This window comes from Nonomuraea composti, from assembly GCF_012034275.1.
In the GTDB taxonomy this organism is placed as follows: domain Bacteria; phylum Actinomycetota; class Actinomycetes; order Streptosporangiales; family Streptosporangiaceae; genus Nonomuraea; species Nonomuraea composti.
In genome coordinates this window covers 1-22,452 of the sequence record NZ_JAATEP010000100.1, presented here as the reverse complement: position 1 = coordinate 22,452, position 22,452 = coordinate 1, and the positions used below count along the sequence as shown (strand labels likewise).

Here is a 22,452-nt window from a genome sequence, read left to right as displayed (position 1 = left end):
GCCTGTGGCGGATGCTGTACGAAACCACCGCCCGGGCCGCCGAGATCCTCGCGCTGAAGGTCGAAGACTTGGACCTGGAGCACCGGCGTGCCCCGGTCCGCTCCAAGGGCGGCACCACCGAGTGGGTCCTCTGGGACAGCGGCACCGCCCACCTCCTGCCCCGGCTGCTCCGCCTCCCGGACGGCAGCACGCGCACCCACGGCCCGCTGTTCCTGTCCGAACGCCGCCCCGTCCCCGCCCGCCGCCCCACCAGCCGACATCTGCCCGCACACCGGCCGAGCCCGCCTCGGCTACGACCGCGCCCGCGTCCTGCTGGACAAGCACGCCGGCCTCGACCTTCACCAGCTGCGCCACAGCGCCGCCACCCACCTCGGCGAGGCCGAGGTCCCGCTGCAGCTCATCATGAGCAAGACCCGGCACAAGAACCCTCGCACCGCCATGCGCTACGTCAAACCCGGCGCTGAAGCCATCGTCAAGGCCACCGAGGTTCTCGCGCCCCCGCTGCCGCACTCACTGATCCATCAGGTGCCCGTGAGGCAGGCCGACATGGCCATGAGCTAGCGACCTCTGTAAACACAGCCCGTGGGCATGATTACAGAGCGCTACTTTGGGGCTGGTCGCACCGACCCTTGCGGGGCCCCATGTTCACACAGTGGCCCTCGCAGCGTGCGCGCGTCCAGCTCGGCCTGCCCTTGTAAGCACCGCGGTAACGTCTGAATGCGCGGCTACACCAGGCCAGTAGAGCAGCCACATCGCCACCGCTGCCGTCGGCTCTGGAGCTACTCTAGAACTTTATGGGTTAACGGCGGCAGTGCCGCGTACAGCGCCGACCTGCTGGTCTATGTCCACAATCGGCTAAGTCTGGTTACTGGCAGGGCGAGCCGCTCACCTGCCGAGTCGATTCCCGTAGTTGGCTGGGGAGCGCCAGGCGGCACAGACCCTGGCGAAGAGGGGTCCGGCTTGCCGCGCGGACATCATCTCCAGGAGGGCTCCACATGTCGTCCACACTGCTGGCAGTGCACAAACATCTGCCTCCGTATCGATACGCTCAACAGGAACTGGCCGAGCTCTTCGTGGCCGGCGTGCAGGCCGAGGGGCCGCGCCGCGAGCTGATCAACCAGGTGTTCACCTCCACCACCGTGCAGTCGCGTCATCTGGCGATCCCTCCTGCCGAGTACGCGAGGTTGACCACGCTGGGCAAGGTCAGCGACCGGCACCACCAGGTGGCGGGCGACCTGGCGGCACAAGCCCTGCGGGCGGCCCTGGGGCGCGCCGGCGTGGAGCCGCGTGACGTCGACATGTTCATCACGAACACCTCTACCGGCATCGCCGTGCCCACGATCGACATCGAGCTGGCAGTCCGGCTCGGCATGCGCCGCGACGTGCAGCGGATGCCGCTGTTCGGGACCGGCTGCGGAGGCGGCGGGCTGGGACTGGCGCGGTTGAACGACTATCTGCGTGCCTGGCCCGATCACACAGCGGTCCTGCTCTCGGTCGAACTGCCGTCGATGAACTGGCACCCGCAGCCCCTGACCTTCGAGTACATCCTCGGCACCGCGTTGTTCGGCGATGCGGTGGCCGTGGTCGTCGCCTGCGGGCCGCAGGCGCCCGCCGCCCGGTCCGGCTACCATCCGCGCATCCAGGCGACCCGCCATCATGTCTCTCCAGGTACGACACATCTGGCCGGGTGGCGGCTGGAGGACCGGGGCATAGAAGTGATCCTGCACCGTGACCTCGCCGACGGGTTCGCCGAGCCGCTGGAGGGCGATGTGCGAGGGTTCCTTGATGACCATGGCCTGACCGCAGGCGACATCACCGCGTGGCCCTGTCATCCGGGCGGGCCGAAGATCCTCGACAACGTCGCCAAGGTGCTCGGTCTGCCCACCGACGCCCTGGATCTCAGCCGCGCCCACCTGCGCGACTGCGGGAACTGCGTCTCGGCCTCGGTGCTGCACATCCTGGCCGACACCATCGAGGCCGGGCCGCCCAGGGACAGCCCGGGGCTGCTGCTGTCCCTGGGGCCCGGCCTGTACAGCGAAATGGTGCTGTTGCGCTGGTAGCCCGTGCCGGGTCAGGAAGGCCGGCTCTCCTTGAGGTCCTGGCGGGAAGGCAGACGCGCGCAGACGAACTGGGCGAGGTCGTCGACCGTGGTGCTGGCGCGCAGCAACTCGGTCGGTGAGATCTCCACCGAGTACAGGTTGCGGGCGCGCACCGACAGCTCGGCGGCCATCAGTGAGTCCAGGCCGTAGTCCTGCAGCGGCTTAGACCGGTCGAGCAGGCCGGGATCGGTGTGCAACACCTTGGCCAGCGCCTGGATGAGGGTGCCGGCCACGTGGGGCACGACCTGTTCAAGCGGCATCGTAGCGAGTTCTCGCAGTTTGTCGTGTCCGCCGGGTTGGCCGTCACCCTCGTGATCGGCCGGTATCAGCAGACTGAACCGGGTGGCCGCGTCGGCGGTGGCGAGCACGCCACGCACGCGTCCCCAATGACTGCGGCTGACCGCGCAGACCGACGCCCCCGTGGCCGCCAGGTGCTCGCCCGCGGCCAGCGCCTCGGCCGAGGGAATCGGCAGCAGGCCGATGCCGGTCACGAAGTGCGAGATGTCGTTGCGTGCGATGTAGCCCACATCGCCGATGTGCCCCCAGGCCAGGGCGATGCCGCTCTCCTGGCGGGCCCGGCGCTGCCGTACCAGGGCCTCGAGGAACAGGTTGGCCGCCGCATACGGTGACTGCCGGGCATTTCCCATGACCGCGCTCACTGTGCTGTACATGATGAACTGCGCGATGTCGTGGCTGCGGGCGATCTCGTCGAGCACGAGCCCTCCGGCGATCTTGGGCAGCAGAACGGCGTTGATGCGCTCATCGCTCAGTTCGGTCAGCGCGTCATCGTCGAGGTGCATGGCCGCGTGCACGATGCCGGCCGGCGCGTGGCCGCCGACGTGTATGGCCTGTATCACCTTGGCCATGGCGGCCGGGTCGGCGACGTCGGCGGCGTAGGCCTGGGCGCGGACGCCACGTTCGGCCAACTCGGCCAGCAGCGCGGACGCCTCGGGCGCGGCCGGCCCGCGGCGGGAAACCAGCGCCAGGTGGCGAGCGCCGCGCTCGGCGAGCCGGCGGGCGGTGGCCGCGCCGAATCCGCTGAGGCCACCGCTCACCAGGTAGGTGCCCTCAGCGTCCAGGACCGGGGCAGTGGCGCGGGCCTCGATCGCCAGGGGTTCGTCCTGTTCGTCGAAGGAGACGACGATCTTGCCGATGTGCCTGGAGTGGCGCATCGCGGAGAACGCTTCGGCGACCCGGGCGGCCGGATACAGCGTGTAGGGCAGCGGGCGGTGCACCCCCTGCCGGATGGCGGCGAACACCTCGGCGAACAGGTGCTGCGGCATCCGGGTGACGTCGACGCCGCAGAAGGTGATGTCGCCGTGGAAGGGGTTCATCGGCAGTGAGCCGCCGCCGAGGATGTCCCGCTTGCCCAGCTCGATGAACCGGCCACCGGGCCGCAGCAGCTCCAGGCTGCGGACCATGGCTTCGCCGCTGAGGGAGTTCACGACCACGTCCACGCCGCCGAGCCTTTCGACGTGTTCGACGAACGTCAGGTCCCGCGAGTTAAACACGTGCTCGACGCCCAGCGCGCGCAGCAGGTCCCGCTTGGCCTCGGTGCCCGCCGTGGCGATCACCTGCGCGCCGACGTGCCGCGCGTATCGCAGGGTCGCCAGCCCGACTCCGCCGGCGCCGCCGTGCACCAGCACGCTCTCGCCGGGACGCAGTCGCGCACGGTGGGCCAGCGCGTAGTGCACGGTCGCCGCGAGCACCGGCAGGGTGGCGGCCTCGGCGAAGCTCATCTCGTCGGGGATCTTGCCAGTGACGGCGGCAGCGGTTGTGGTGTGGGAGGCCAGCGCCGCGGGCGCCATCGCGCACACGCGGTCGCCGACGGCCAGGTGCTCGACTCCGTCTCCCACGGCGGTGACGATGCCCGCGCATTCCAGCCCGGTCCCGGCCGCGGAGAGGGTGCCCTCGATCGCCTCGCCCGGCAGCAGGTTCGTGGCGATGAGCACGTCGCGGTAGTTGAGCCCGCTGGCGCGCACGGCCAGCGTGACCATGCCTGGCCCGGGGGCGGCTGCGGCTCGGTCTGCGCCCAGGCCAGCCGGTAGCTCCGGCCTGGCTGGCGCACCTTGAGCGCGAAGTGGGCGCAGCCCGGTGCGAGCGGCGTGTGGGCCACCTCGCGAGGAACGAAACGGCCGGAAGGCGTCAGCGCGACCTCGGGCTCGGTCGCCGGCATCAGCAGCTCGGCCGCCAGACGCCGCGCGTCCGCCGTGGTGCTCTTACCGCGGTGCAGGCTGAGACGGCGTGCACCCAGCTCTGGACGCTCGCTCGCCAGGGAGCGAGCCGCTCCCCAGACGGCGGCGTCCAGCGGCACGAGCGGCTCTTCCGGCGCGGGCAGCGCGCCGGAAGGGCGCGTCACCAGCACCAGCCTCTGCGCGTGCTCGTTGCCCTGCTGATCGCAGGCCTGGCTGACGGCGCGCAGGAGCGCCAGCCGATCCGTGGTGCGGCGCACCGCGTCGGCAACCGCGCGGTCAGACCCGTCGTCAGCACCGAACAGCAGCACGGTCACAGTGTCGCCGACCGCCGAGATCGGCCAGGCGGCGGCGTCCCGGCCGGCGCGCACGAGGCGGACGTCGTCGGCGCCGGCCGAGGTGAGCTGTGCGGCCAGTTCGTGGGCCAACGCCCGCTCACCGTCGTCCTCGGTGGCGAGGATCCACCGCGTGGCGGCGGGAGCCTGGGGGCGGATCAGGCTCCGGCCCAGGATCGGCAGGGGGCCGGTTGGCGACGATCACGGACAGGCCGTTGCCGTCGCGACGCCGGTCGTGACCAAACTGGATGACCTCGGCGAATCCGCACTCGCGCAGCAGAGGCGGCCATTGCTCCTGACTGAGCAGCATGGTCGCGGGACGCACGTCAGTGTCGGTGTGCCGCCAGGAGGAGTCGAGCGTGCCGAAGTAGCCGCTCATCACGCGGGCGTCGTGCATCTCGCTGAGGAGCAGGTACCCGCCGGGGGCCAGCAGGTCACGCGCGTGCCGCAGCGCGAGGGCCAGGTCCTCCGCGGCGTGCAGCGCGTTCGCGGCCACCACCAGGTCGTAACCGCCTGCGGTGAAGCCCTGTTCGGCCGGGTCGGCGTCCATGTCGAGCTGGCGGTAGTCGATGAAGTCGTAGGCCGCGAAGCGGTCACGCGCCGCGGCGAAGAAGTAGGGCGAGATGTCGGTGAAGGTGTAACGAGTGCGATCGGCCGGCAACAGCGGGACAAGGGCCGCGCTCAGCCCGCCGGTCCCGGCCCCCACTTCCAGGATCCGCAGGGGCCGGTCGTGCGGCCAGGCGGTCACGATCTGGCGCATGAGCGCCCGGGCGACCCGGTGCAGGAACTGGGCGCCCGGCGCGAGGTCGTAGAACTGCTTCAACAGCTCCCCGCCGCCGCCCTGGCTCAGCAACTCGTGCTGATCGCGCTCGCCGCGCAGCACCGCAGGCAGGTACCTGCCGGTCCGCGCCGCGAGTCCCGCTTCGGCCACGACGGCGGGATGCTCGTCCAGGAGGTCACGGGTCTTCTCGTCGGGACGCGCCCGGCTGGTGACCAGCCGCCACTGTCCTTGCGGCAGCTCTTCGGCCAGGCCGGCGCCGGCCAGCCACGGCAGCGTGACCTCGACCAGGCGCCGATGCCGGGGCAGCAGGCCGGCGGCGATCAGGGTCTCGATCGTGAACGGTGCATCCGGTCGCGGCAGCAGGCATGCGAAGGCCCAGGCGAATCGGTGCAACAGGACCTCGACGGTCGCGTTCCACGCTTCGGCGTACCGCGGATCGTTGTACTGCCGGCGCAGCATCTCGATGTCCTCGCCCGCCAGTTCGGCGAGCCTGGCCGGTTCGGGCAGGGGCGTCACCGGCGCCGCCCGGCCTTCGTGCGGCGCCGCCCGAAGGACGGTCTGCGAGGGAATCAGGGGTGTGTGCTCGCGGCTGAATCGTCGCAGTCGCGCTTGCAGCACCTGGACGCTGACCGTCCCGTCCTCGTCGAAGACCGTGATGTCCACGCACGCCTCGTCGGCCAGACGGTCGCGCAGGCGCACCCGGACCCATCCGCGGGCGGCCGGGGTGCGCCACAGACGCACGGCGCCGTAGAACGCCGGGACGAAGCAGTCGCCGTGACCGGCCAGGTCGCCCAGCAGCGGGCCCACGGCCTGGAAGGCGCCGTCCAGCAGCGCCGGATGGACCGTGTACCGTTCGTCCGCGGCGGTGTGCCGGTAACCGGCCAGCACCTCCTGCTCACTGGCCCACACCTCGTGCAGCACCCGGAACGACGGCCCGTAATCCAGGCCCACCCGGCTGAAGCTCCGGTAGAGCTCGTCGGCGTCCAGGCGGCGGCACCGGGCGCGCAGCTCGTGCTCGTCGACGGGCTCGGGCCGCGGGTGCGCCGGGGTGCGGATCCGGCCCTGGGCGTAGTGCCGCGCCGTGCCGTCGGCTCCTTGCGCACCGGTGATCAGTACGGTGCCGTCCTGCGGCACGACAGAGGTCTGAACGCGCGTGTCCCCGTCGAGCACCAGCGGCCGGATCAGCCGCAGCCGGCTCAGCTCGGCCGGCCCGTCCAGCACGCGCTGCCCGGCGGCCAGCAGCATCTCGATGTAGGCGGTGCCGGGCAGGACCGCGGATCCGGCGAGCGTGTGGTCGGCCAGCCACGGCAGCAGGGCAGGTTCGACGCTCGCCTGCCAGGTCGGCGTCGCGGCGGGCATGCGCTCGCCGAGCAGGGGGTGTTCAACATGGCCGTCACCGCCGCTGCGCGCCCAGGTCTGCGGGGTGCCTTGCCAGTGCCGGCGGCGCTGCCAGGGGTAGGCCGGCAGGTTGGCCACCCGGCCCGGCCGCGGGAACCAGGCCGACCAGTCGATCTTGGCGCCGGCGGCGATCAATGTCGTCGTAGCCTGATCCAGGTCCTGCTCTGCGGCCCCGCCACGGCGCAAAGTGGCGACAACCGGGATCTGTCGTCCGGCCTGTTCCGCCAGGCGCCGCAGATAGCCGCCCAGGACCGCGGCCGGGCCAATCTCCGCGAACACGTCCACGCCGTCGGCCAGCAGCCGTTGTACGGCCGGGCCGAACAGCACCGGCCGGCGCAGATTGCGCCACCAGTAGTCCTCATCCAGCTCTGCATCGCCGACCGGTTCGCCGGTCACCGTCGAGATCAACGGCCGGGCCGGGCGCCGGGAGGTGAGCCCGGCCAGGCCGCTGATCAGCAGGTCCGCGGCGGGGTCCATCGCCGCGCTGTGGAAGGCGTAATCCAGCTCCAGCATGCGGAAGAAGACCTCACCGGCGGACAGATCGTCACCCAGGCGCTTGAGCTGTCCTTCAGGCCCGGCCAAGGTGACGTCCTGGTCGGTGTTGACGCCGGCCACCTCCACGCCCGGGTACCGGCTCAGCAGTTGTTCCGCCTCGGCCCGCGGCAGCCCGACCGCGGCCATCCGGCCGCTGCCCGCGGTCGGCGCCTGGGCCCGGCACCGTTCGGCCATCACCCATGCCGCGTCCTGCAGCGACAGCGCGCCCGCCGCCCAGGCCGCGGCCACCTCGCCCGCGCTGTGTCCCACCACCGCCGCCGGGACGATCCCCCGGGCCGCGAGCATCTCGGTCACGCCGACCTGCACTGCGAACAGCAGCGGCTGGGCCACCTCGGTCACCGACAACCGCCACTGCGCGGGCGGCAGGGTCAGCTCCTGCGCCACGGACCAGTCCAGATGCGCAGCGAGAGCGGCGTCGGCGCGCTCGACCGCCTGCCGAAACACCTCGTCGGCCGCGTACAGGTCGGCGCCCATGCCCGCCCATTGCGCGCCGTTGCCGCAGAACACGAACGCCACCCGGCCGCCACTGTGCGCCGGCACGGTCACGGCCGCAGGAGCGGCTCTGAGTCGCTCGGCCGCCTGCCGCGGGTCGTCGGCCAGTACGGCCAGCCGGTGCGGGTGCCGGGCCCGCCGGGTGCACGAGGTGAAGGCCAGGCTATAGAAGTCCGTGCCGGTGGATGCGTCGAGTCGCTCGGCGAGCCGGGCGGCCGCGTCGCCGAGCGCCTGCGGTGAGCGGGCCGAGACGGTGACCGGCAGGCGGCTGTGCCTGCCGGGCGCGGCGGCGAGCGGCGACGCCGATGGGGCGGGGGCCACGATGACGTGGGCGTTGGCGCCGCCGAACCCGAAGGAGTTGACCCCGGCAAAAGCCCGCTCCTGCATCGTCACCTGGCGCGCCTGGGTCACCGGCGCCAGGTTGAGGCCGGTGAAATCGATCTCCGGGTTGAGCGGCTCGCTGTGCAGGTTCGCCGGGATACGGCCGTGCCGCAGCACCAGCAGCGCCTTCAGCAGGCCCGCCATGCCTGAAGCCGACTCCAGGTGGCCCAGGTTCGTTTTCACCGAGCCGATCGGCAGCGTGGTGTCGCGGCGCGTTCCCAGGGCGCGGCCGAGTGCCTGGCACTCCACCGGGTCGCCGGTCGGAGTGCCAGTGCCGTGCGCCTCCACGTACACCAGCTCGGCCGGATCCACTCCGGCCCGCGCGTACACCTGGCGCAGCAGATCCTCCTGCGCCTGCGCGCTGGGGCGGGCCACGCCGGGGGTGCGCCCGTCGCAGTTACTGCCCCAGCCCACCAAGACGCCGTGCACCCGATCACCGTCGGCCACTGCGTCGGTGAGCCGCTTGAGCACCACGAGGGCGCCACCTTCGGCACGGACGAATCCGTCGGCCTCCGCCGAGAACGCCGCGCACCGGCCGCGTGCCGACAACATCGACGCCTGCGAGAACCCGATGTAATTGAAGGGTGCGAGCAGCAGGTTCACGCCGCCGGCCAGCACCACCGGGCTGCCGCCCGAGCACAGTTGCGCGCAGGCCCGCTCCAACGCCACCAGGGAGGAGGAGCAGGCGGTGTCGATGGCCATGCTGGGGCCGCGCAGGTCGAAGGCGTGCGAGAGCCGGTTTGCCGCCAGGGACGTCGCCGAACCTGACATCGTGTACGGGTTGGCGGCTTCGGGCTGCATTGACTGCAGCAGGGCGTAGGAGCGGTCGCTGATGCCGATGAACGCGCCGGTGGTCGATCCTGCCAGGTCGGCCGGGTCGATGCCCGCGTCGTCCAGCGCCTCGGCCGCCATCTCCAGCAGCAGCCGATGCTGCGGATCGATCTGCGCGGCCTCCCTCGGTGAGATGCCGAAATAGTCGGCGTCGAACCCCGCGATGTCGTCGAGAAACCCGCCTGCGGCGGTGTAGCTCTTCCCTGGGCGGGGTTTGGCCTCGTCGACGAACCGACGGGCCTCGAAGCGCTCCTCAGGTACCTGGCCGACCAGATCGTGACCGGCCTGCAGCGCGGCCCACAACTGGTCGAGACTGGCGAGGCCGCCCGGCAGGCGGCACCCGACTCCGACGATCGCCACCGCTTCCTGGCCGAATCCATTCACGCTCATGGACGCCCCGTCCGCCATGCGAGGTTTTCACTCGCTCACCGTGAGTAACCACCAGGAAGGACGCTAGTCCGGCAGTGATCACAAGTCGAGGTTGACGGCGAGCGGCGTGGCTTCCCAACCTCGCCCGGCGGGCTCGCTGCTGGATCAGCGTTCCCCGCACCTCCGATGGGCGCCACAGTGCCGCCACCCACTTCGGCGACGCCGAAATCCCGCTGCAGCTCATCGTGGGCAAGACACGGCACAAGAACCCCCGCACCGCCATGCGATACGTCAAACCCGGCGCTGAAGCCATCGTCAAGGCCACCGAGGTCCTCGCGCCCCGCCGCCGTACCCATTGAGCAGTTGAGTGCTGACCAGCCGGAGCTCAGGAGTTTCCGGCCGTTACGGACGCCGCGGCGCACTGCCGACGCCCACTTCACGAGTCGGCTGAAAGACCAGCTCAAACCCGGTATGGCGGCTCACCGCACATTTCTTAGCGGCACCCCGTGTACGCGGTGGTGGCGGCGGCCGGGCTGACCATCTGCAGCACGCCGTAGGAGGTGTCGCAGACGCCGATCAACACCCCGGTGTCGGAGCCGGTCAGCGAGGCCGGGTCGATCGCGGCGTCGTCGACGGCTTCGACGGCTTCGACGGCCATCTCCAGCAGCAGCCGGTGCTGGGGCTCCATCTGCTCGGCCTCCTTGGGTGCGATACCGAAGTAGGCGGCCACGTCCGGCAGGAACCCGCCCGCCGCGGTGTAGCTCTTGCCGCTGAGCCGTCCGCTCTCGTCGACGAATCGATCGACGTCGAACCGGCCCGGCGGATACGTCCCACCAGATCCTGTCCCGCTCCAGCACCCGCCACAGACCATCAAGATCGTTGATGCCTCCCGGCAGGCGTCACCCGACGCCCACGATCGCGCTCGCGCCATCCGGGTACCTCTGATCTGCGCTCGTCATCGCCCGGCCTTTCCACTCAGCACAGGCAGAAGACCGCACCTCCCACCCATGTGTAACTGTACGAATTCTTTGGTGACTATACGTAGCATCGGGGGGTGATCCCTACTCAACCACGCCCCGACGAGATGTCGATGACGAGCACGTGCGGCACTTCGGCTGCGGCGGTGAGCCGAACCGGATCGGTGATCGCGGGGATCGCGGCCGCTTGCGGGCGGCACCCAAGGCGGGTGCTCACCGTGTGGACCGCGATGGCCCTGGCCGCGCTGGCGCTGCTGCCAGGTCTGCTGAGCACCCTCGGCGCACCCTCCTTGGCCGTGAGCGGATCGCCATCAGCACGCGCCGCGCAAACGCTGGCCCGCGGCTTCCCGCAATGGGGGGACGAGCAGGTGCTGGTGGCCTTCGACTCCCGCACGCTGCGCGCCGACCAGCCCGCCTACCAGCACGCCCAGGCCGAAGCGCTGCGCGCCTTCGCCCGAGCGCCCGGGGTCACCCCCGCCCTGCACCTCCTGCCGGCGGTCCCCGGCCAAGACCCCCGGCACGCCTACGCAATCGCCGGCTTGTCCGGCGACGACAACGTACGCCAGCATCGCCTGCCCGGCCAGCGCGCCGCCCTGGAGACTGCCGCGCGCCAGGCCTCCAGCGGCCGCGTGAGCGCGGCGCTGGTCGGCGTCACGCCGGTGTTCGCCGACATCAAACAGGCCGACCTGGACGACCTGCGCACCGCGGAGATGATCGCGGCCCCCCTGACCTTGATCGTCCTCGTCCTGGGGCTCGGCACGCTCGGCGCCGCCGCCATCCCCTTGCTGATCGCCTCAGTCGTCATCGTGACCAGCGCGGGTGTGCTCGCGCTGGCTGGAACGGCGATGAGTGCCAACACCCTTACCCTGACCGTGGCGGCCACGGTCGGCCTCGGGCTCGGCCTGGACTACGCCCTGCTCATCCTGCTGCGCTACCGGCAGGCCCGCCGCGGTGGCGCCCGCCCGCAGGAGGCTGTCACCCTCGCGCTGGCCACCGCCGGTGTGACCGTGACCTGGTGCGGGATCGCGGTGGTCGCCATCTGCGGTTGCGGGTTGTTGCTGGTGCGCTCCGCGCTGACCCGCGCCCTGATCGCTCCCGCGGCTGTGGCGGCCGTCATCGCGGTCGCCGCCGCGCTGACCCTGCTGCCAGCCGTCCTGCTCGTCGCCGACCGCTGGATCGAGCGCGGCAAGCTGCCCCGACCGAAACGCCTCCGCCTCGATCCGGCACACCTGCGAGAACGCTGGACCGGTCACCTGATGCGGCACCCCTGGCCCTACGTCGTCGGCGTCACCGCCGTGCTGCTGCTCGCCGCCGCGCCCGCGACCGGCATCCGGCTCGGCATCGACTACGACCGGCCCGCCATCGCCCACACCGCCTCAGGTCAAACCCTGGCCCAGATAGAACGCGACGGCCTGGCCAGCCTCATCACCATCCCGCTCCCGCGCCCGGCCGGAGCCGCACCCGCCCGCACCGACCAGCTCATCGACGCGCTGCGAGCCGACCCCTCCATCTCGGCCGTCAACGCCATCGACAACGGCCGCGACCTCACCCTGATCACCGCATTCGGCCGCGATGCCGCCGACAACCCGGCCGCCGCCCACCTGATGACCCGCATCCGCGGATACCTCGGCCAGGCCGTTGCCGGCCAGCAGCCGCTCGTCGGCGGTCCCGCCGCCGTCGCCGCCGACCTGCTCGAGGCGAGTGTGATGCAGCTCGGCCAGGTTGTCGCCCTAGTGGTGGCCTGCACGCTCGCGTTCCTGCTCCTGCTGTTTCGCAGCGTACTCATCCCGCTCAAGGCCGCCGCCATGAACCTGCTGGCCACAACCGCCGCGTTCGGCCTGCTCACCGTAGCCTTTCAGCACAGCGGAAACGGTACCGTCATCGCCCTGCTGCCCCTGCTGTGCTGCACCGTCGTGTTCAGCCTGTCCCTGGACTACGAGGTCTTCCTCGTCCACCGCATCGCCGAGCACTACCGCGCCACAGGCGACAACGCCACGGCCATCGCACGCGGGATGCGAGACACCGCCCGCACCATCGCCCTGGCCGCCGCCGTTCTCGTCGTCACCTTCGCCAGCCTGCTGGCCGGCCACCGGCAGGAGGTCCGCCAGATCGGCTTCGCCGGCGCGGCCGCCATCGCCCTCGACGCCACCTTGATCCGTCTCATCCTGGCTCCCGCCCTGATGCGGCTCCTCGGGCACCGCAACTGGTGGTTCCCCGCCCTTCCGGGTCTGCTGCGACGGCCCTGCTCGCTGTCGAAGGCCGACGGCGATCCCGACCAAGCCAGGACCAGCCAGACCAACCCGATCACCTGAGCGCAGGCCGAAGACCGCACCACCCGCGCCGCATCGTCGGACCCGATACGTGCAGCAGCTTCCACCTGCGCCGCCGAGGCGCGGGCCGAGCGGGCGGGGGTATGTCACCCGTCTCCCAGCCACCGATCACAGAAAGGGACGGACATCAGCCGTCGCCCTGGCCTTACCTGCGCGGAAGGGGTCTTCATGAACATGGTTGCCTCTGGCCGTTGGCCATCACCGCACCCTGGCGCCTGGACCCTCCACCTACGCCCCCCGTCCCGACTTCGGCTCGGTGACGCGTCCTCGGCCGGCTACGCCGCCGAGGCGTCCCACCGGTGAGAAGACTCCGGCGCCTGGTCGATCACCTGGGCTGGATCGAGGTCGCCCCTGGGCCGCAGGTACTTCACGAAGTGCCGGTGGCGGTGTCCCTCCTTGGCCGTATCGACCAGCACTTCCACCACCAGCTCCGGCTGGACCTGGGTATAGGGGAGGGGGTCACGCTGGCCTTAGGGGCTGCCGGCCCAGCCCGGCGGCAACGCGTTCGGCCATGGATGCTTGCCCGTCGCAGGGGTGAGCAGGGGCGCGAGCTCGGTGGCAGCTTGCGCGCTGAGCTGGCTTGTACGTCCCACGACACGTAACCGTCCCTTCTCGTCGTGGCGGCCCAGGATCAGCCCGCTCGGGCGCGCATGAGCAGCCGGACCAGCTTTCCGCCGGCGACGAGGGACTCCAGTTCGCGGGCGTACAGGAACAGGCGGTCCCCGATGTCGTCCTGCGGGCGGGCGGTCTTGCCCGTCGTGCGTTCGGCTGCTCGAGCGGCACGGGAGCGCTTCTTGGGCGGGGCGGGCGTGGCCATCGGGTGCTGGCGGGCCAGATGTTCGTCGACCTCGCGCAGGCCGGTCACCGGGACGGCCGGTGCCCACGGCCACTCCACCACGCCCGGGTCCTGCTGGACGGCCTCGGCCGGGCTGGTGCCCGCGACCACGGCGTTGACCACCGCGGTGACGGCGGCCGCGTACCGGGCGGTCGCCTGCCTGCGTAGATCGGCCAGTTCGGCAGTTTGCTCTTCCAATGTTGCCCGGTATCGGCCGGCGGCCCGCTGCACCGCGGTGTCGTAGGCGGTAGAGGCGTTGTTCCTGGCGGTGGCGATCCGCGCCAGGGGGCCGCGTCCTTGCACCGCCGCCACCGTGCGGCTGAGCGGGAGGTCGTCGAGCCGGGAGAGATCGGCGTGGATCTCTTTCAGTAGGGCCGCTGGTGGCCAGGTCGCCTCCCGCAACCGCTGCAGTTCTTCGTCGACCTCCGGCGGCCATACCGGACCGCCGTCCGGGCCAGGCGCGTCGACGCCCGGATACAGCCGCGCGTACTCCTGCCAGTGGGCGACATAGTGGGCGCGGCCGGCGTCGGTGAGCCGCAGCAGCCAGGGCCCCGCATAGCCGAACGCGCTGCCATCGGCGTGAGCCGGAACCTGCTCCACGAACGGCTCCGGCTCGCGCTGGGTGAGGCGCGTCCACGCGCCGTCGGCACGCTCGCGGTGAAGCCCTTGCGGCCCGGCTTCGTGGACCTCGGCCAGCATCCCCCACAGCGCCTGCGACAGCAGCCCCCGGCGCGGCGCCATCGGCCGGTCCGGGTCCAGGCCACCGGCCCGGCACACCGCCCGCCCGAACGTGGTCAGCTGCACCTCCAGCCGGTAGCCGAGCAGCGCAGGCGTGCTCCGGGTTTCGATCATCTCTCGCTGCTCCAACGCCTCCAGCGTCGATCCCGCGCCCGGGTCACGAACTCCCTCGTTCTGCAACGCCCGTTGAAGCTTTCCGAGGCCGGCCAGGCTGTTGCCCACGGTCCCGTAGTCCAGCCACCGCCACACGCTGGCCGGCAGCGACTCCTCTCGCCGTCCCCACGCGCCCTTCCAGAACTTCTCGGCGGCCTGGTCCGCCGCGTAGAACACAGCCATGTAGGTGCGCTGACGAGGGTTCAGCGCATCCCACGCCGCCACGGCGCGCTTGGATGGGGGCATGAGGGGACGGTACCCGACCGACGGGATCTTCCAGAGCGAGGACGAGGGTGCCGTTCTCTCCGCCACCATGGGCGGTGAGGCCGCGAGGGGCTGCTCAGCTCTTGCAGCGCCCGCGCAGGCGGCGCTGAGCCGAGATCGGCAAGAGCCCGGTAGCAACGCACCCGGCCATGGTGGCGGAGGGCAGCGCCGGCATGTGCGCGGGGCAAAGCGAACGGTTGCCTCGCGCGAGCCGTGACCGCCTGCGCTGCTGGACGATGGCTACCGGCATCTGGGGTGTTCGCGTCCGGGAACGCTGCGGCCGGGACGCTTCAGATGAAGGTCACGGCACCAGGCGTGGCGGGGCTTGTGGCATGCCGTGTTCTTGCCGGAGGCCAGGCGCTGGTGGCGGCGGCGGTCACGGTACCACTCCAGACGATCACCCGACTCTTGTGGGAAGACCGTCTGGATGACCGCGACGCCGAGGACGAGGGTGGTGACCCACCAGGGCGCTCCGGTCAACGCGGTGGCCACACCGCCGATGCCGGCCAGGGCCGGGGACGCGACCAGCAAGGTTGCGGGCTGCATGCGAACTCCTTGTGCCGGGCGTACGAGCGCGTACGCGGGGATCTGGGGTGCCCGGCTGGTTGCTCGCGGGCCTGCATCCAGTTCAGCGCACAGGGACGGAGGCGTAGTAACGGTGGATGTCACACGCCGTCGTTCGAGTGGTCGAACGCGTCGTCCCATACGGTCCGCATGACCAGCTCCAAGATCAAGCGGCTGTGCTTGAACGCCCTGCCGGCGAGGTACTGCACAAGGTCGGGGCGGTGTCCTGTGGTCAGGGCGTCGGCTACCGAGCCGCCCGGCCAGTACCACCACGGCCGGGTGACGGTGAAGGTGAGCCGTCGACCCCAGACGTTTCGGGCGTCCCGAGCGATGCGGCCGAACTGGCGCGCGTTGCCACGCGCCAGTTTCAGTCTGCGTCGCAGCTCGGGTTCGGAGCTGGGAATCGATCTGATGATGTCGGTCATGGTGCGCAGGGTCGCGGCGCGGGCGTCTGTCATCGCGCGCTGCTTCGCCGCGGCGTCGCAGAGCCCGAACTTGTGCGCCTTGTCGACCGAAAGGGGCAGTCTCATATCGAACTCGGCATATTCGTCTCCGATCCAGAAGGACTCCTCGCCATCGCTCCAGCTGATCAGAAGGGCCTCGATGAACGCGAGGCGCTGGTCCGGGCGGACCTTGGAAGCGGCGCGGACGACCGGCTCGATGCCGGGGACCGGCGCACAACCCGGACGGCCTGGAGCCGGGATTAGGGGCCACATCACGTGCCGTTCCTGATACGGGACGGCGAGGAGCCGCCCTTCGGCCACCCACTGCGCGTAGGGTTCGGGTATCGGCGCGGCAGCCTGGCGGCCGTGCCAGTGTGCGGGCAGTCGCGTGGTCCAGCCCGGAGGCCGGATTGTCCGCTCAGCCGGATGATCTACCGATGCGTTGATCAGCCAGTCCGCGAAGTCCTGGGTTTCGACGAAGCGTTCGGCTCGCCATACCGCGGTGGCGCCGCGCCCAACGCCACCCGCCTCGATCACTCCGGTGCGGTAGAGGCTCTGTTTCGTTCCGCCATCACGCAGCTCCTCCGGGACGCTTCTCCATTGCTGTCCTCGCTGCTCGTAGAGCGTCTGCTCGTTCTGGACGGCGTTGGGGCCGGTCAGTAAGTCACGGGCGATGTTCGCTACCCGATGACGCCTTTATGTGTGATCTCGATCGGCCACCTGTGCCTGCCCACCGACGCCGACGGACGTCCGGTCCCTCCGAGCCGCCGATCACGTCCAGGACGTCCACGACCGGCTCGGGTCCCACCTGCGCACGCGACATCCGCGACCTCGACGGACTCCACCCTCGCGTTCAGAACGTGGTCCTCAACACCGCCGGAGCTCTGACGAGAGGGCCCCGAGGGGGCGGCGACGGAGCGGGTCGTTGGCACGCGGTTACAGGACGACGGGGTAGGCAGGCCCCACGATGCGGCAGCGAGTGCTCCAGTGCGGGCGAAGCATGATCGCGCCATCCGGATCGGGGTTGGCGGGTCCTGCTCCGATGTCGTGGCCGACAGCGGCCACCGGCCAAAAGTCGCCGTCGCCGGTCATGACCCAGGCGGCGACGGGTGTGATGTAGGACGGCTGGTCGCCGGACGGCTCGGCGTGGATGTTCCAGCCTGGAGCTGCGGGGATGACCGCGACAGTGCGGTGCGTTTCGACGAGCTTTTGGAAGCCGGGAACGCGCCGGGCTGGGATGAGCCGGCCGGATGTGTGCGCGACCATCGCGGCTCCTCTGCTGCTCCAGCGCTCGACCGGTAGCACGGTGAGGCCGCCCGGAGCGTCATTGTCGATGATCTCCGCGCCCCATCCAGTCGGGCTCCATCGCATCGGTGACTCCTCCTCGCGTGTCGGGATATGGGCTCATCGCAGGTGCGGCGGCTTCGGCCCCGGGGGCCAAGGCTGGGACTCGTCAGCTCGTCCTGGCTTCATCCACCGGCTCGTCGGCGGATCACCCGGAACCGGGCAGGGGCCAATGCGCCTGCCAGCGGGCTGAGCCGCTTCCACCCGGGCAGGTGGGCCGTGTCGTCCCACACGGACACGACACGTTGCAGCAGGCCCTCGTCTGCGGCGATGTCCTGGCCGTTCAGCAGCACGATCTGGCGCTCATCCGTCGCGGCGAACGCGTTCGTGAGATCCATCTCCTGGTGGGTGCGAGCTGCGACGGCTTCCCGGATCTGGGCGGCCTGCAGGGCCGCCTCGGGCCCGCACACCAGCAGCGGAACGTAGGCGGCAGGCGGCCACACGGACACCAGGGTGTCTCCCAGGAGGATGGGCAGCCGGACCTGGGCCGGCCGCTCCAGATACTCCTGGCACGTGCCCATCCAGTCAGCGGCGATGTGGCGGCGCTGCTCAGGGGGCCACCGCAGCGTGCAGCTGTCGTCGTCCCAGCCGAGGAGCTCAAAGGCCCAGAGCTGCTCCTCAGCCGGGGGGCCAGGCGCGGTGTGGCAGATGGCGCCGGTCTCGCCGAGGATCGTCAGTACGGTGTCGTGGCCGAAGCTTCGGCGATCCAGCCAGCGCTCGATTCTTCTGCGGCGCCTGCGCCGCAGGGACGCCTTGCGGAAGCACGGATAGGGACGTTCATGGCGATCGGTCGGCTGGTACTCGACGTAGTCGAAGTGGCGGCCGCTGGAGAAGAGTGCCCGCTGGATCGCCGCGGCCACCTGACCGGTGGCGGCGTTGAGTGGCCGGCCAGTGTGGTCACCGAACTGTCCGGCGATCACGACCGGCGCACGATGGGACAGGACTGGGGGCGGTTCGTAGACGCGAAGATGGGCGACCGTCCCGTACGGACCCCCGAAGGGCAGGACAGCGTCACGCGCCAGCCGCCACACCTCGCTCATCCCTAGCCCCGCCCTCGTCGGCATCACCGCTGCGTGTTCATCTTCAGGCAGGTGGGCCCGCGAGCGCCGTCCATTCCGCGATCCGGCGCCTATCCGGCCAGTCACAGTGTGCTGACGCGGCGGCAGGTGTGACGCTCTCCCGAGGCCCGCGGGTGGTTCTTCCTGGAGCCCTTGCTCATGCGGTGACAACCGGCCGCCCGCGAAACCGCAGGTCGAGCCGGAGCGACCGCCGCGAAGCTGCGGACCAGGACCTGAGGGTGCGATGAGCGACGGCATACTGTGTCAACGCGGATGGGCATGCCGTCACCAGCCGCGCCGATGGCGACGAACCCGGATCGGCACGAGGCTGTCAGAGGCACCATGGGCCGAGGACATCAGCCAGGGAGATGAACCAGCTGGAGATCCGGGTTCAGGCGGCAGACGTGCGTGGCGGGTTCCCGGGCGAAACAATGGTCGTGCGGGTACGGTCATGGGCGTGCACGCGCGCGCTGAGCGGATCGCCCTGTTCCTTTCCGTACGGTATGTGCCGTACGCCACCGATGGCGCCCCTGACCGTGAGACGCTGATGGTCTTCGGCCGTGGCGACTGCCTGGCGAAATCGGCTTGCCTGATCAGCGGGTTTCGCGCGCTTGGCTATCAGGCGGGGCGGGTCCGGCGGCTGGACCACTTGCCCGATCAGCCGGCCGAGGTGTGGACGCTGGTCTCCCGCGAGGAAGATGATCACACCGCAGCTGAAGTGCTCCTCGAGGGCCAGTGGCGACCGGTCGATGCGACGCATGATCCGGGCCTGGCCGCAGCCGGCCTGGTATCGGCGCGGTGGGACGGCCTGACCGACACGGCGCATGAACCGAAAGGTCCGTTGTGGAGACCCGGCGACGGGCCTGAGCCGCAGCCAACCGCCGGTGTCGACGAGCCCGACGATGCAGGCGGCGATCTTCAGGGGGCGTTCGGCCGCTGGCTGCGAGCCGTGCGGTCCGATCACGCGCAGGCGGGGCCTGGTGGCCGCTGATGCTCGACTCTGCACCTTCTTTGGACGGCGACGAGGACTTCGCGCGCCAGAAGATTACCTACCTCGTGATCGATTTCGAAGGATTGACGCCGAAAGGCCGGTCCCCGGTTCCGGTCGAGGTGGCTGTCTGCGCCGTGCGCCTGACCGCCGCCGGGCTCGTTGAGCGGTGGCGCTATGACGCGCTGATGGCTGCGCCCGCCGATGTGCCCGTCACGGGCCGGTTCATTGCCCAGACCGGCATCTCCGCGGCGATGCTTGCCGGTGCGGTGCCGCCCGGACGCATCATGGCTGACCTGGATGCCCGGCTGACGGATCCGCCGTACCGGCTGGTCGCCCATCACGCTCCAACCGAGGCGGGGCTGATCGCCGGCCAGCGGGAGCACTGCCCCATCTTGGCCGCTGTCCCGTTGCTGGACACGGTACGGCTTGCCCGGGTGGTGTATCCGGAGTTGCCCTCCCATCGGTTGGATGAGCTGGTGCGGCACTTGCGTCTCGTGCCGCCTGGGCGCCGGCATCGGGCGCTGCCGGACGTGCTGATCACGGTCCAGGTGTTCGAGCGTCTGGTGCTGGAGGGAGCGCGCGCTGGCATCTGGAAGGAACTGCGGGACCTTGACCGGCTCGGCGGACTGGCGGCCAAGCGGCCTGTCGCACCTGAGGCAGCGCAGGCCAGCCTGTTCTGAGCTCCTTGCTGTTGTGGTGTGGGAAGCCCATCCTGATAGGGCAGCGAGCGCGGCCGCAGGCGCGCCGGGAGAGGCGGGCTGTTCCGCAGTGGCGATCGGCTGGTGGCTCGGTGCTCTGGGACGACGGCGATCTGGGGGACGTCCCCGTGCGGCTGTGATCCTCGTGGCCCGTGCGGTCGCTTCCTTGGCGTCTGTCGTCCGCGCCTGGCGGTGACCCTGTAGCGTCATATGGTGCTCACTGGCTCACCTGATACGGTCTTGATCGTCATTCGCGGCAACTCAGGATCGGGCAAGTCCACTGTGGCCCGGACCGTGCGGGAAACGTACGGCCAGCGCGGTATGGCACTCATCGGTCAGGACGTGGTACGTCGTGAGATTCTGCGCGAACGTGACAGGCCGGGCGGTGTGAACATCGGATTGCTTGACATGATGTGTCGTCATGCTCTCACCGCCGGCTACCACGTCATTCTTGAGGGGATCCTGGCCCGGAGTCGTTACGGCGAGATGCTCCAGGCGCTGTTTCGCGATCATCGAGGCACAAGTCGCGGTTTCTACTTGGATGTCTCCTGGGAAGAGACGATCCGCAGGCACGAGACGCGGCCTCAGCGGGCCCGGTTCAGCCCGGATGACATGCGGCAGTGGTACCTCGGACGGGACATCCTGCCCGACGCGATGGAGGCGATCATCGGTGAGGGCAGCACGTTGACCGAGACCGTCGGGCTCGTTCTCCAGGAATCTGGTCTTCTGGCAGGCGAGGCGACCCGCCGGTGAGCAGACGGGCTTCTGGCCCCTGATCGAATCCGCCGAACAGCTGCACCACACGGTCGACACCATAATGGGCCGCCGGTGGACGGCCTGACAGTTCGATGTTCTTCAGCGTCTCGACCGGAGATGGGCGATAGCCATGGCGGGGACATGGCGCTGGATGCCGGGCTGCCTGCAGTTTTCCGGGGTGTGGGCGCCCGTTCTGTTCCTCGGCCGCACGCGCGAGAGGCAGGTCGATCAGCGGTAGATCGGGGCGCGTAGCCGTCGGGCCCCAGCTTGTTCGTCGTCACCAGGGCATGGCCCGACGGGCAGCGCCGCGATGGTCTCGGGAGCGATGCCGCCAATGCCCTGATCGTGAGGGCGGCAGCGAGGACGACACGGATGCGGCCGGGGGCGGTAGACGAGAAGAGCGGCGTGTCCTGCCGAACGACGTCAGTACTTCCCCGGTCACGATCCTCTGCCTCCTGCGATCCTGTTGCGGTGCTGATTAATCCCCTACCGGGCTCAGATCGTCGGACCGTGCGCCAAGCTCTGGCCTACGTCCTGGAGAAGACCACCAACCTGCGCCACTTCAGCGGGGAAGCCGACGACCTCTGTGTCTCGTATTTGCACTGGTCAGCGGAGATGGCAGCACATCTCCGTGGCCAGCTGGCCCCTCGCGACATCGACCGGCTGATCCTGACCCGGAGACACTGGGCCCTCCAACAGATCATCGGGTCCACGTCGTTCGGGATGCCGGCAAGCCCGAAGATCGTGGGTGTGGCTCACACCGTACGCATGGAGCTGGCCGAACGAGTAGACGACCTGAACAAGGCAATCGAGGCGTTCGAGGACCAGGTACGGAACTGGAGCAGCCTGGGCCTATTCGTCGTGGCCGACTCCAGCTTCTACATCCAGCACACCGACCGCTTCGACAAGACCGACTTCGGTGCCCTCGTCGGAGCGCGCGACTATGAGGCGGTTCACCTGCTCTTCCCCATGGTGATCGTGGACGAGCTCGACGCGCTGAAGCAGCACGGCAAGAGCCACACGCGATGGCGAGCAGGACACACCCTCGCCGTCCTAGACCGGGTGCTCATCACCCCCACGCGTGGCACGCTCTCCAACCGCGGTGTCGTGGGGCTCGACGGTCAGACAGCCGAGAGAGATGTGACCGTTGAGATCGTCCTCGACCCGCCGGGACACACACGGCTGCCGATCAACGATGACGAGATCATTGACCGGGCGAAGGCGATCGAACCGCTGGCCGCCCGTGCGCTCACCTTGCTCACCTACGACACAGGCCAGGCCACCCGTGGGCGGCAAGCCGGCCTGCGGGTCATCAAGCTGAGGACGGAACTCGCGGCCGAAGAGCCACCCTGTGCTTGAGCTGCACGCAACCCGCCCGGCGGGTCACGATTGGCTGGCCGGAGGCGGGCCCTGATAGTGGATCGCCTTCTGGGCCACCTCCGGCGTGACCTCCTGCGCCCAGCCGAACGCTCCCTTTCCCTCGTGAAGTAGACCGGCGTCCCCTCGGGCTCCTGACGGCGACGGAGCGCCCACCCGCAGCCAACATCCACTCCTCCGGCGTCAGCCGTCCAGCGGACGCCGCGGCGCCGCGAGCGTACCAGGCAGAGCCCGCCACCGCGCCACCTGTCTGGACACGCCGGACCGGGCGCTACCCGCGAAGCCGAGCACGCCCGTCCGGCTTCGGCCGGTCGCACACCACCGCAGCAGGTCGAGTGCGTGCCCACCGTGGTCGCGCGTGAGGGTCTGTGCTTAGCCGACCTCGCAGTCATCCGCAGTGACCGCCTTCTGCGCCGGCTCGAATGCTTTCACCTTGCCCTTAGGGCGTGTTTCAGAAGTGAGTTGAGTGGCGGTCGCTCGCGGTGTCGTAG

Annotated in this window: 16 protein-coding genes and 1 pseudogene; 8 read left to right on the top strand and 9 right to left on the bottom strand. The window is 70.2% G+C overall.

Features of this window, described 5'->3' with window-relative positions; translation table 11 throughout:
- Positions 1 to 87: 87 nt before the first annotated feature.
- From HCN51_RS62875 to HCN51_RS56125, 3 genes and pseudogenes are all read left to right on the top strand, one after another.
- A pseudogene (locus HCN51_RS62875) lies at positions 88 to 393 on the top strand (hypothetical protein); the annotation flags it as partial.
- A gap of 9 nt (positions 394 to 402) precedes the next feature.
- On the top strand, positions 403 to 561 hold the full coding sequence (locus tag HCN51_RS60945) for a hypothetical protein (RefSeq protein WP_240974270.1): 159 nt from the start codon (positions 403 to 405) through the stop codon (positions 559 to 561).
- A 434-nt stretch (positions 562 to 995) separates the two neighbouring features.
- On the top strand, positions 996 to 2,060 hold the full coding sequence (locus tag HCN51_RS56125) for a type III polyketide synthase (RefSeq protein WP_168021962.1): 1,065 nt from the start codon (positions 996 to 998) through the stop codon (positions 2,058 to 2,060).
- An 11-nt stretch (positions 2,061 to 2,071) separates the two neighbouring features.
- Here HCN51_RS56125 and HCN51_RS56120 read toward each other — a convergent pair whose 3' ends face one another.
- The 3 genes from HCN51_RS56120 to HCN51_RS56110 form a co-directional block, all read right to left on the bottom strand.
- Positions 2,072 to 4,096 (bottom strand): type I polyketide synthase, encoded by a 2,025-nt coding sequence (locus HCN51_RS56120; protein WP_168021961.1) that lies wholly within the window; start codon positions 4,094 to 4,096, stop codon positions 2,072 to 2,074.
- Between the two features lie 630 nt (positions 4,097 to 4,726).
- Complete coding sequence (locus HCN51_RS56115) at positions 4,727 to 9,454, bottom strand: type I polyketide synthase (RefSeq protein ID WP_168021960.1); 4,728 nt, start codon at positions 9,452 to 9,454, stop codon at positions 4,727 to 4,729.
- Between the two features lie 472 nt (positions 9,455 to 9,926).
- Complete coding sequence (locus tag HCN51_RS56110) at positions 9,927 to 10,304, bottom strand: beta-ketoacyl synthase N-terminal-like domain-containing protein (protein ID WP_168021959.1); 378 nt, start codon at positions 10,302 to 10,304, stop codon at positions 9,927 to 9,929.
- A 315-nt stretch (positions 10,305 to 10,619) separates the two neighbouring features.
- Here HCN51_RS56110 and HCN51_RS56105 point away from each other — a divergent pair, with 315 nt between their 5' ends.
- Positions 10,620 to 12,722, top strand: a complete 2,103-nt coding sequence (locus HCN51_RS56105) for an MMPL family transporter (RefSeq protein WP_168021958.1) — start codon at positions 10,620 to 10,622, stop codon at positions 12,720 to 12,722.
- A 293-nt stretch (positions 12,723 to 13,015) separates the two neighbouring features.
- Here HCN51_RS56105 and HCN51_RS56100 read toward each other — a convergent pair whose 3' ends face one another.
- The 6 genes from HCN51_RS56100 to HCN51_RS56075 form a co-directional block, all read right to left on the bottom strand.
- Complete coding sequence (locus tag HCN51_RS56100) at positions 13,016 to 13,156, bottom strand: hypothetical protein (protein WP_168021957.1); 141 nt, start codon at positions 13,154 to 13,156, stop codon at positions 13,016 to 13,018.
- Between the two features lie 215 nt (positions 13,157 to 13,371).
- Positions 13,372 to 14,712 (bottom strand): hypothetical protein, encoded by a 1,341-nt coding sequence (locus tag HCN51_RS56095; protein WP_168021956.1) that lies wholly within the window; start codon positions 14,710 to 14,712, stop codon positions 13,372 to 13,374.
- Positions 14,713 to 14,970: 258 nt separating this feature from the next.
- Complete coding sequence (locus tag HCN51_RS56090; protein ID WP_168021955.1) at positions 14,971 to 15,276, bottom strand: hypothetical protein; 306 nt, start codon at positions 15,274 to 15,276, stop codon at positions 14,971 to 14,973.
- Between the two features lie 119 nt (positions 15,277 to 15,395).
- On the bottom strand, positions 15,396 to 16,274 hold the full coding sequence (locus HCN51_RS56085) for a hypothetical protein (RefSeq protein ID WP_168021954.1): 879 nt from the start codon (positions 16,272 to 16,274) through the stop codon (positions 15,396 to 15,398).
- 399 nt (positions 16,275 to 16,673) lie between these two features.
- Positions 16,674 to 17,108: a hypothetical protein gene (locus tag HCN51_RS56080; protein ID WP_168021953.1), complete on the bottom strand. Its 435-nt coding sequence runs from the start codon at positions 17,106 to 17,108 to the stop codon at positions 16,674 to 16,676.
- 98 nt (positions 17,109 to 17,206) lie between these two features.
- The gene (locus tag HCN51_RS56075) at positions 17,207 to 18,121 is read right to left on the bottom strand and encodes a hypothetical protein (RefSeq protein ID WP_168021952.1); all 915 of its coding nucleotides are present in this window, start codon (positions 18,119 to 18,121) and stop codon (positions 17,207 to 17,209) included.
- A 469-nt stretch (positions 18,122 to 18,590) separates the two neighbouring features.
- Here HCN51_RS56075 and HCN51_RS56070 point away from each other — a divergent pair, with 469 nt between their 5' ends.
- From HCN51_RS56070 to HCN51_RS56055, 4 genes are all read left to right on the top strand, one after another.
- Positions 18,591 to 19,130, top strand: a complete 540-nt coding sequence (locus HCN51_RS56070; protein ID WP_168021951.1) for a transglutaminase-like domain-containing protein — start codon at positions 18,591 to 18,593, stop codon at positions 19,128 to 19,130.
- A complete protein-coding gene (locus tag HCN51_RS56065) occupies positions 19,130 to 19,810 on the top strand; it encodes a 3'-5' exonuclease (protein ID WP_168021950.1) in 681 nt (226 codons plus the stop codon). The genes HCN51_RS56070 and HCN51_RS56065 overlap by 1 nt, the downstream gene beginning before the upstream one ends.
- Positions 19,811 to 20,068: 258 nt before the next feature.
- Positions 20,069 to 20,581, top strand: coding sequence for an AAA family ATPase (locus HCN51_RS56060; protein ID WP_240974266.1), 513 nt, complete (start codon positions 20,069 to 20,071; stop codon positions 20,579 to 20,581).
- A gap of 513 nt (positions 20,582 to 21,094) precedes the next feature.
- Positions 21,095 to 21,943, top strand: coding sequence for a PIN domain-containing protein (locus HCN51_RS56055; protein WP_168021948.1), 849 nt, complete (start codon positions 21,095 to 21,097; stop codon positions 21,941 to 21,943).
- The last annotated feature ends 509 nt before the right edge of the window (positions 21,944 to 22,452 follow it).

Bases quoted from the DNA above. Each gene is read 5' to 3' on its own strand.
- HCN51_RS56125 (WP_168021962.1), top strand. From the start codon at position 996: ATGTCGTCCACACTGCTGGCAGTGCACAAACATCTGCCTCCGTATCGA.
- HCN51_RS56070 (WP_168021951.1), top strand. From the start codon at position 18,591: ATGGGCGTGCACGCGCGCGCTGAGCGGATCGCCCTGTTCCTTTCCGTA.
- HCN51_RS56115 (WP_168021960.1), bottom strand. From the start codon at position 9,454: ATGAGCGTGAATGGATTCGGCCAGGAAGCGGTGGCGATCGTCGGAGTC.
- HCN51_RS56090 (WP_168021955.1), bottom strand. From the start codon at position 15,276: ATGCAGCCCGCAACCTTGCTGGTCGCGTCCCCGGCCCTGGCCGGCATC.
- HCN51_RS60945 (WP_240974270.1), top strand. From the start codon at position 403: ATGAGCAAGACCCGGCACAAGAACCCTCGCACCGCCATGCGCTACGTC.
- HCN51_RS56110 (WP_168021959.1), bottom strand. From the start codon at position 10,304: ATGGTCTGTGGCGGGTGCTGGAGCGGGACAGGATCTGGTGGGACGTAT.
- HCN51_RS56120 (WP_168021961.1), bottom strand. From the start codon at position 4,096: ATGGTCACGCTGGCCGTGCGCGCCAGCGGGCTCAACTACCGCGACGTG.
- HCN51_RS56080 (WP_168021953.1), bottom strand. From the start codon at position 17,108: ATGCGATGGAGCCCGACTGGATGGGGCGCGGAGATCATCGACAATGAC.
- HCN51_RS56065 (WP_168021950.1), top strand. From the start codon at position 19,130: ATGCTCGACTCTGCACCTTCTTTGGACGGCGACGAGGACTTCGCGCGC.
- HCN51_RS56075 (WP_168021952.1), bottom strand. From the start codon at position 18,121: ATGAGCGAGGTGTGGCGGCTGGCGCGTGACGCTGTCCTGCCCTTCGGG.
- HCN51_RS56095 (WP_168021956.1), bottom strand. From the start codon at position 14,712: ATGCCCCCATCCAAGCGCGCCGTGGCGGCGTGGGATGCGCTGAACCCT.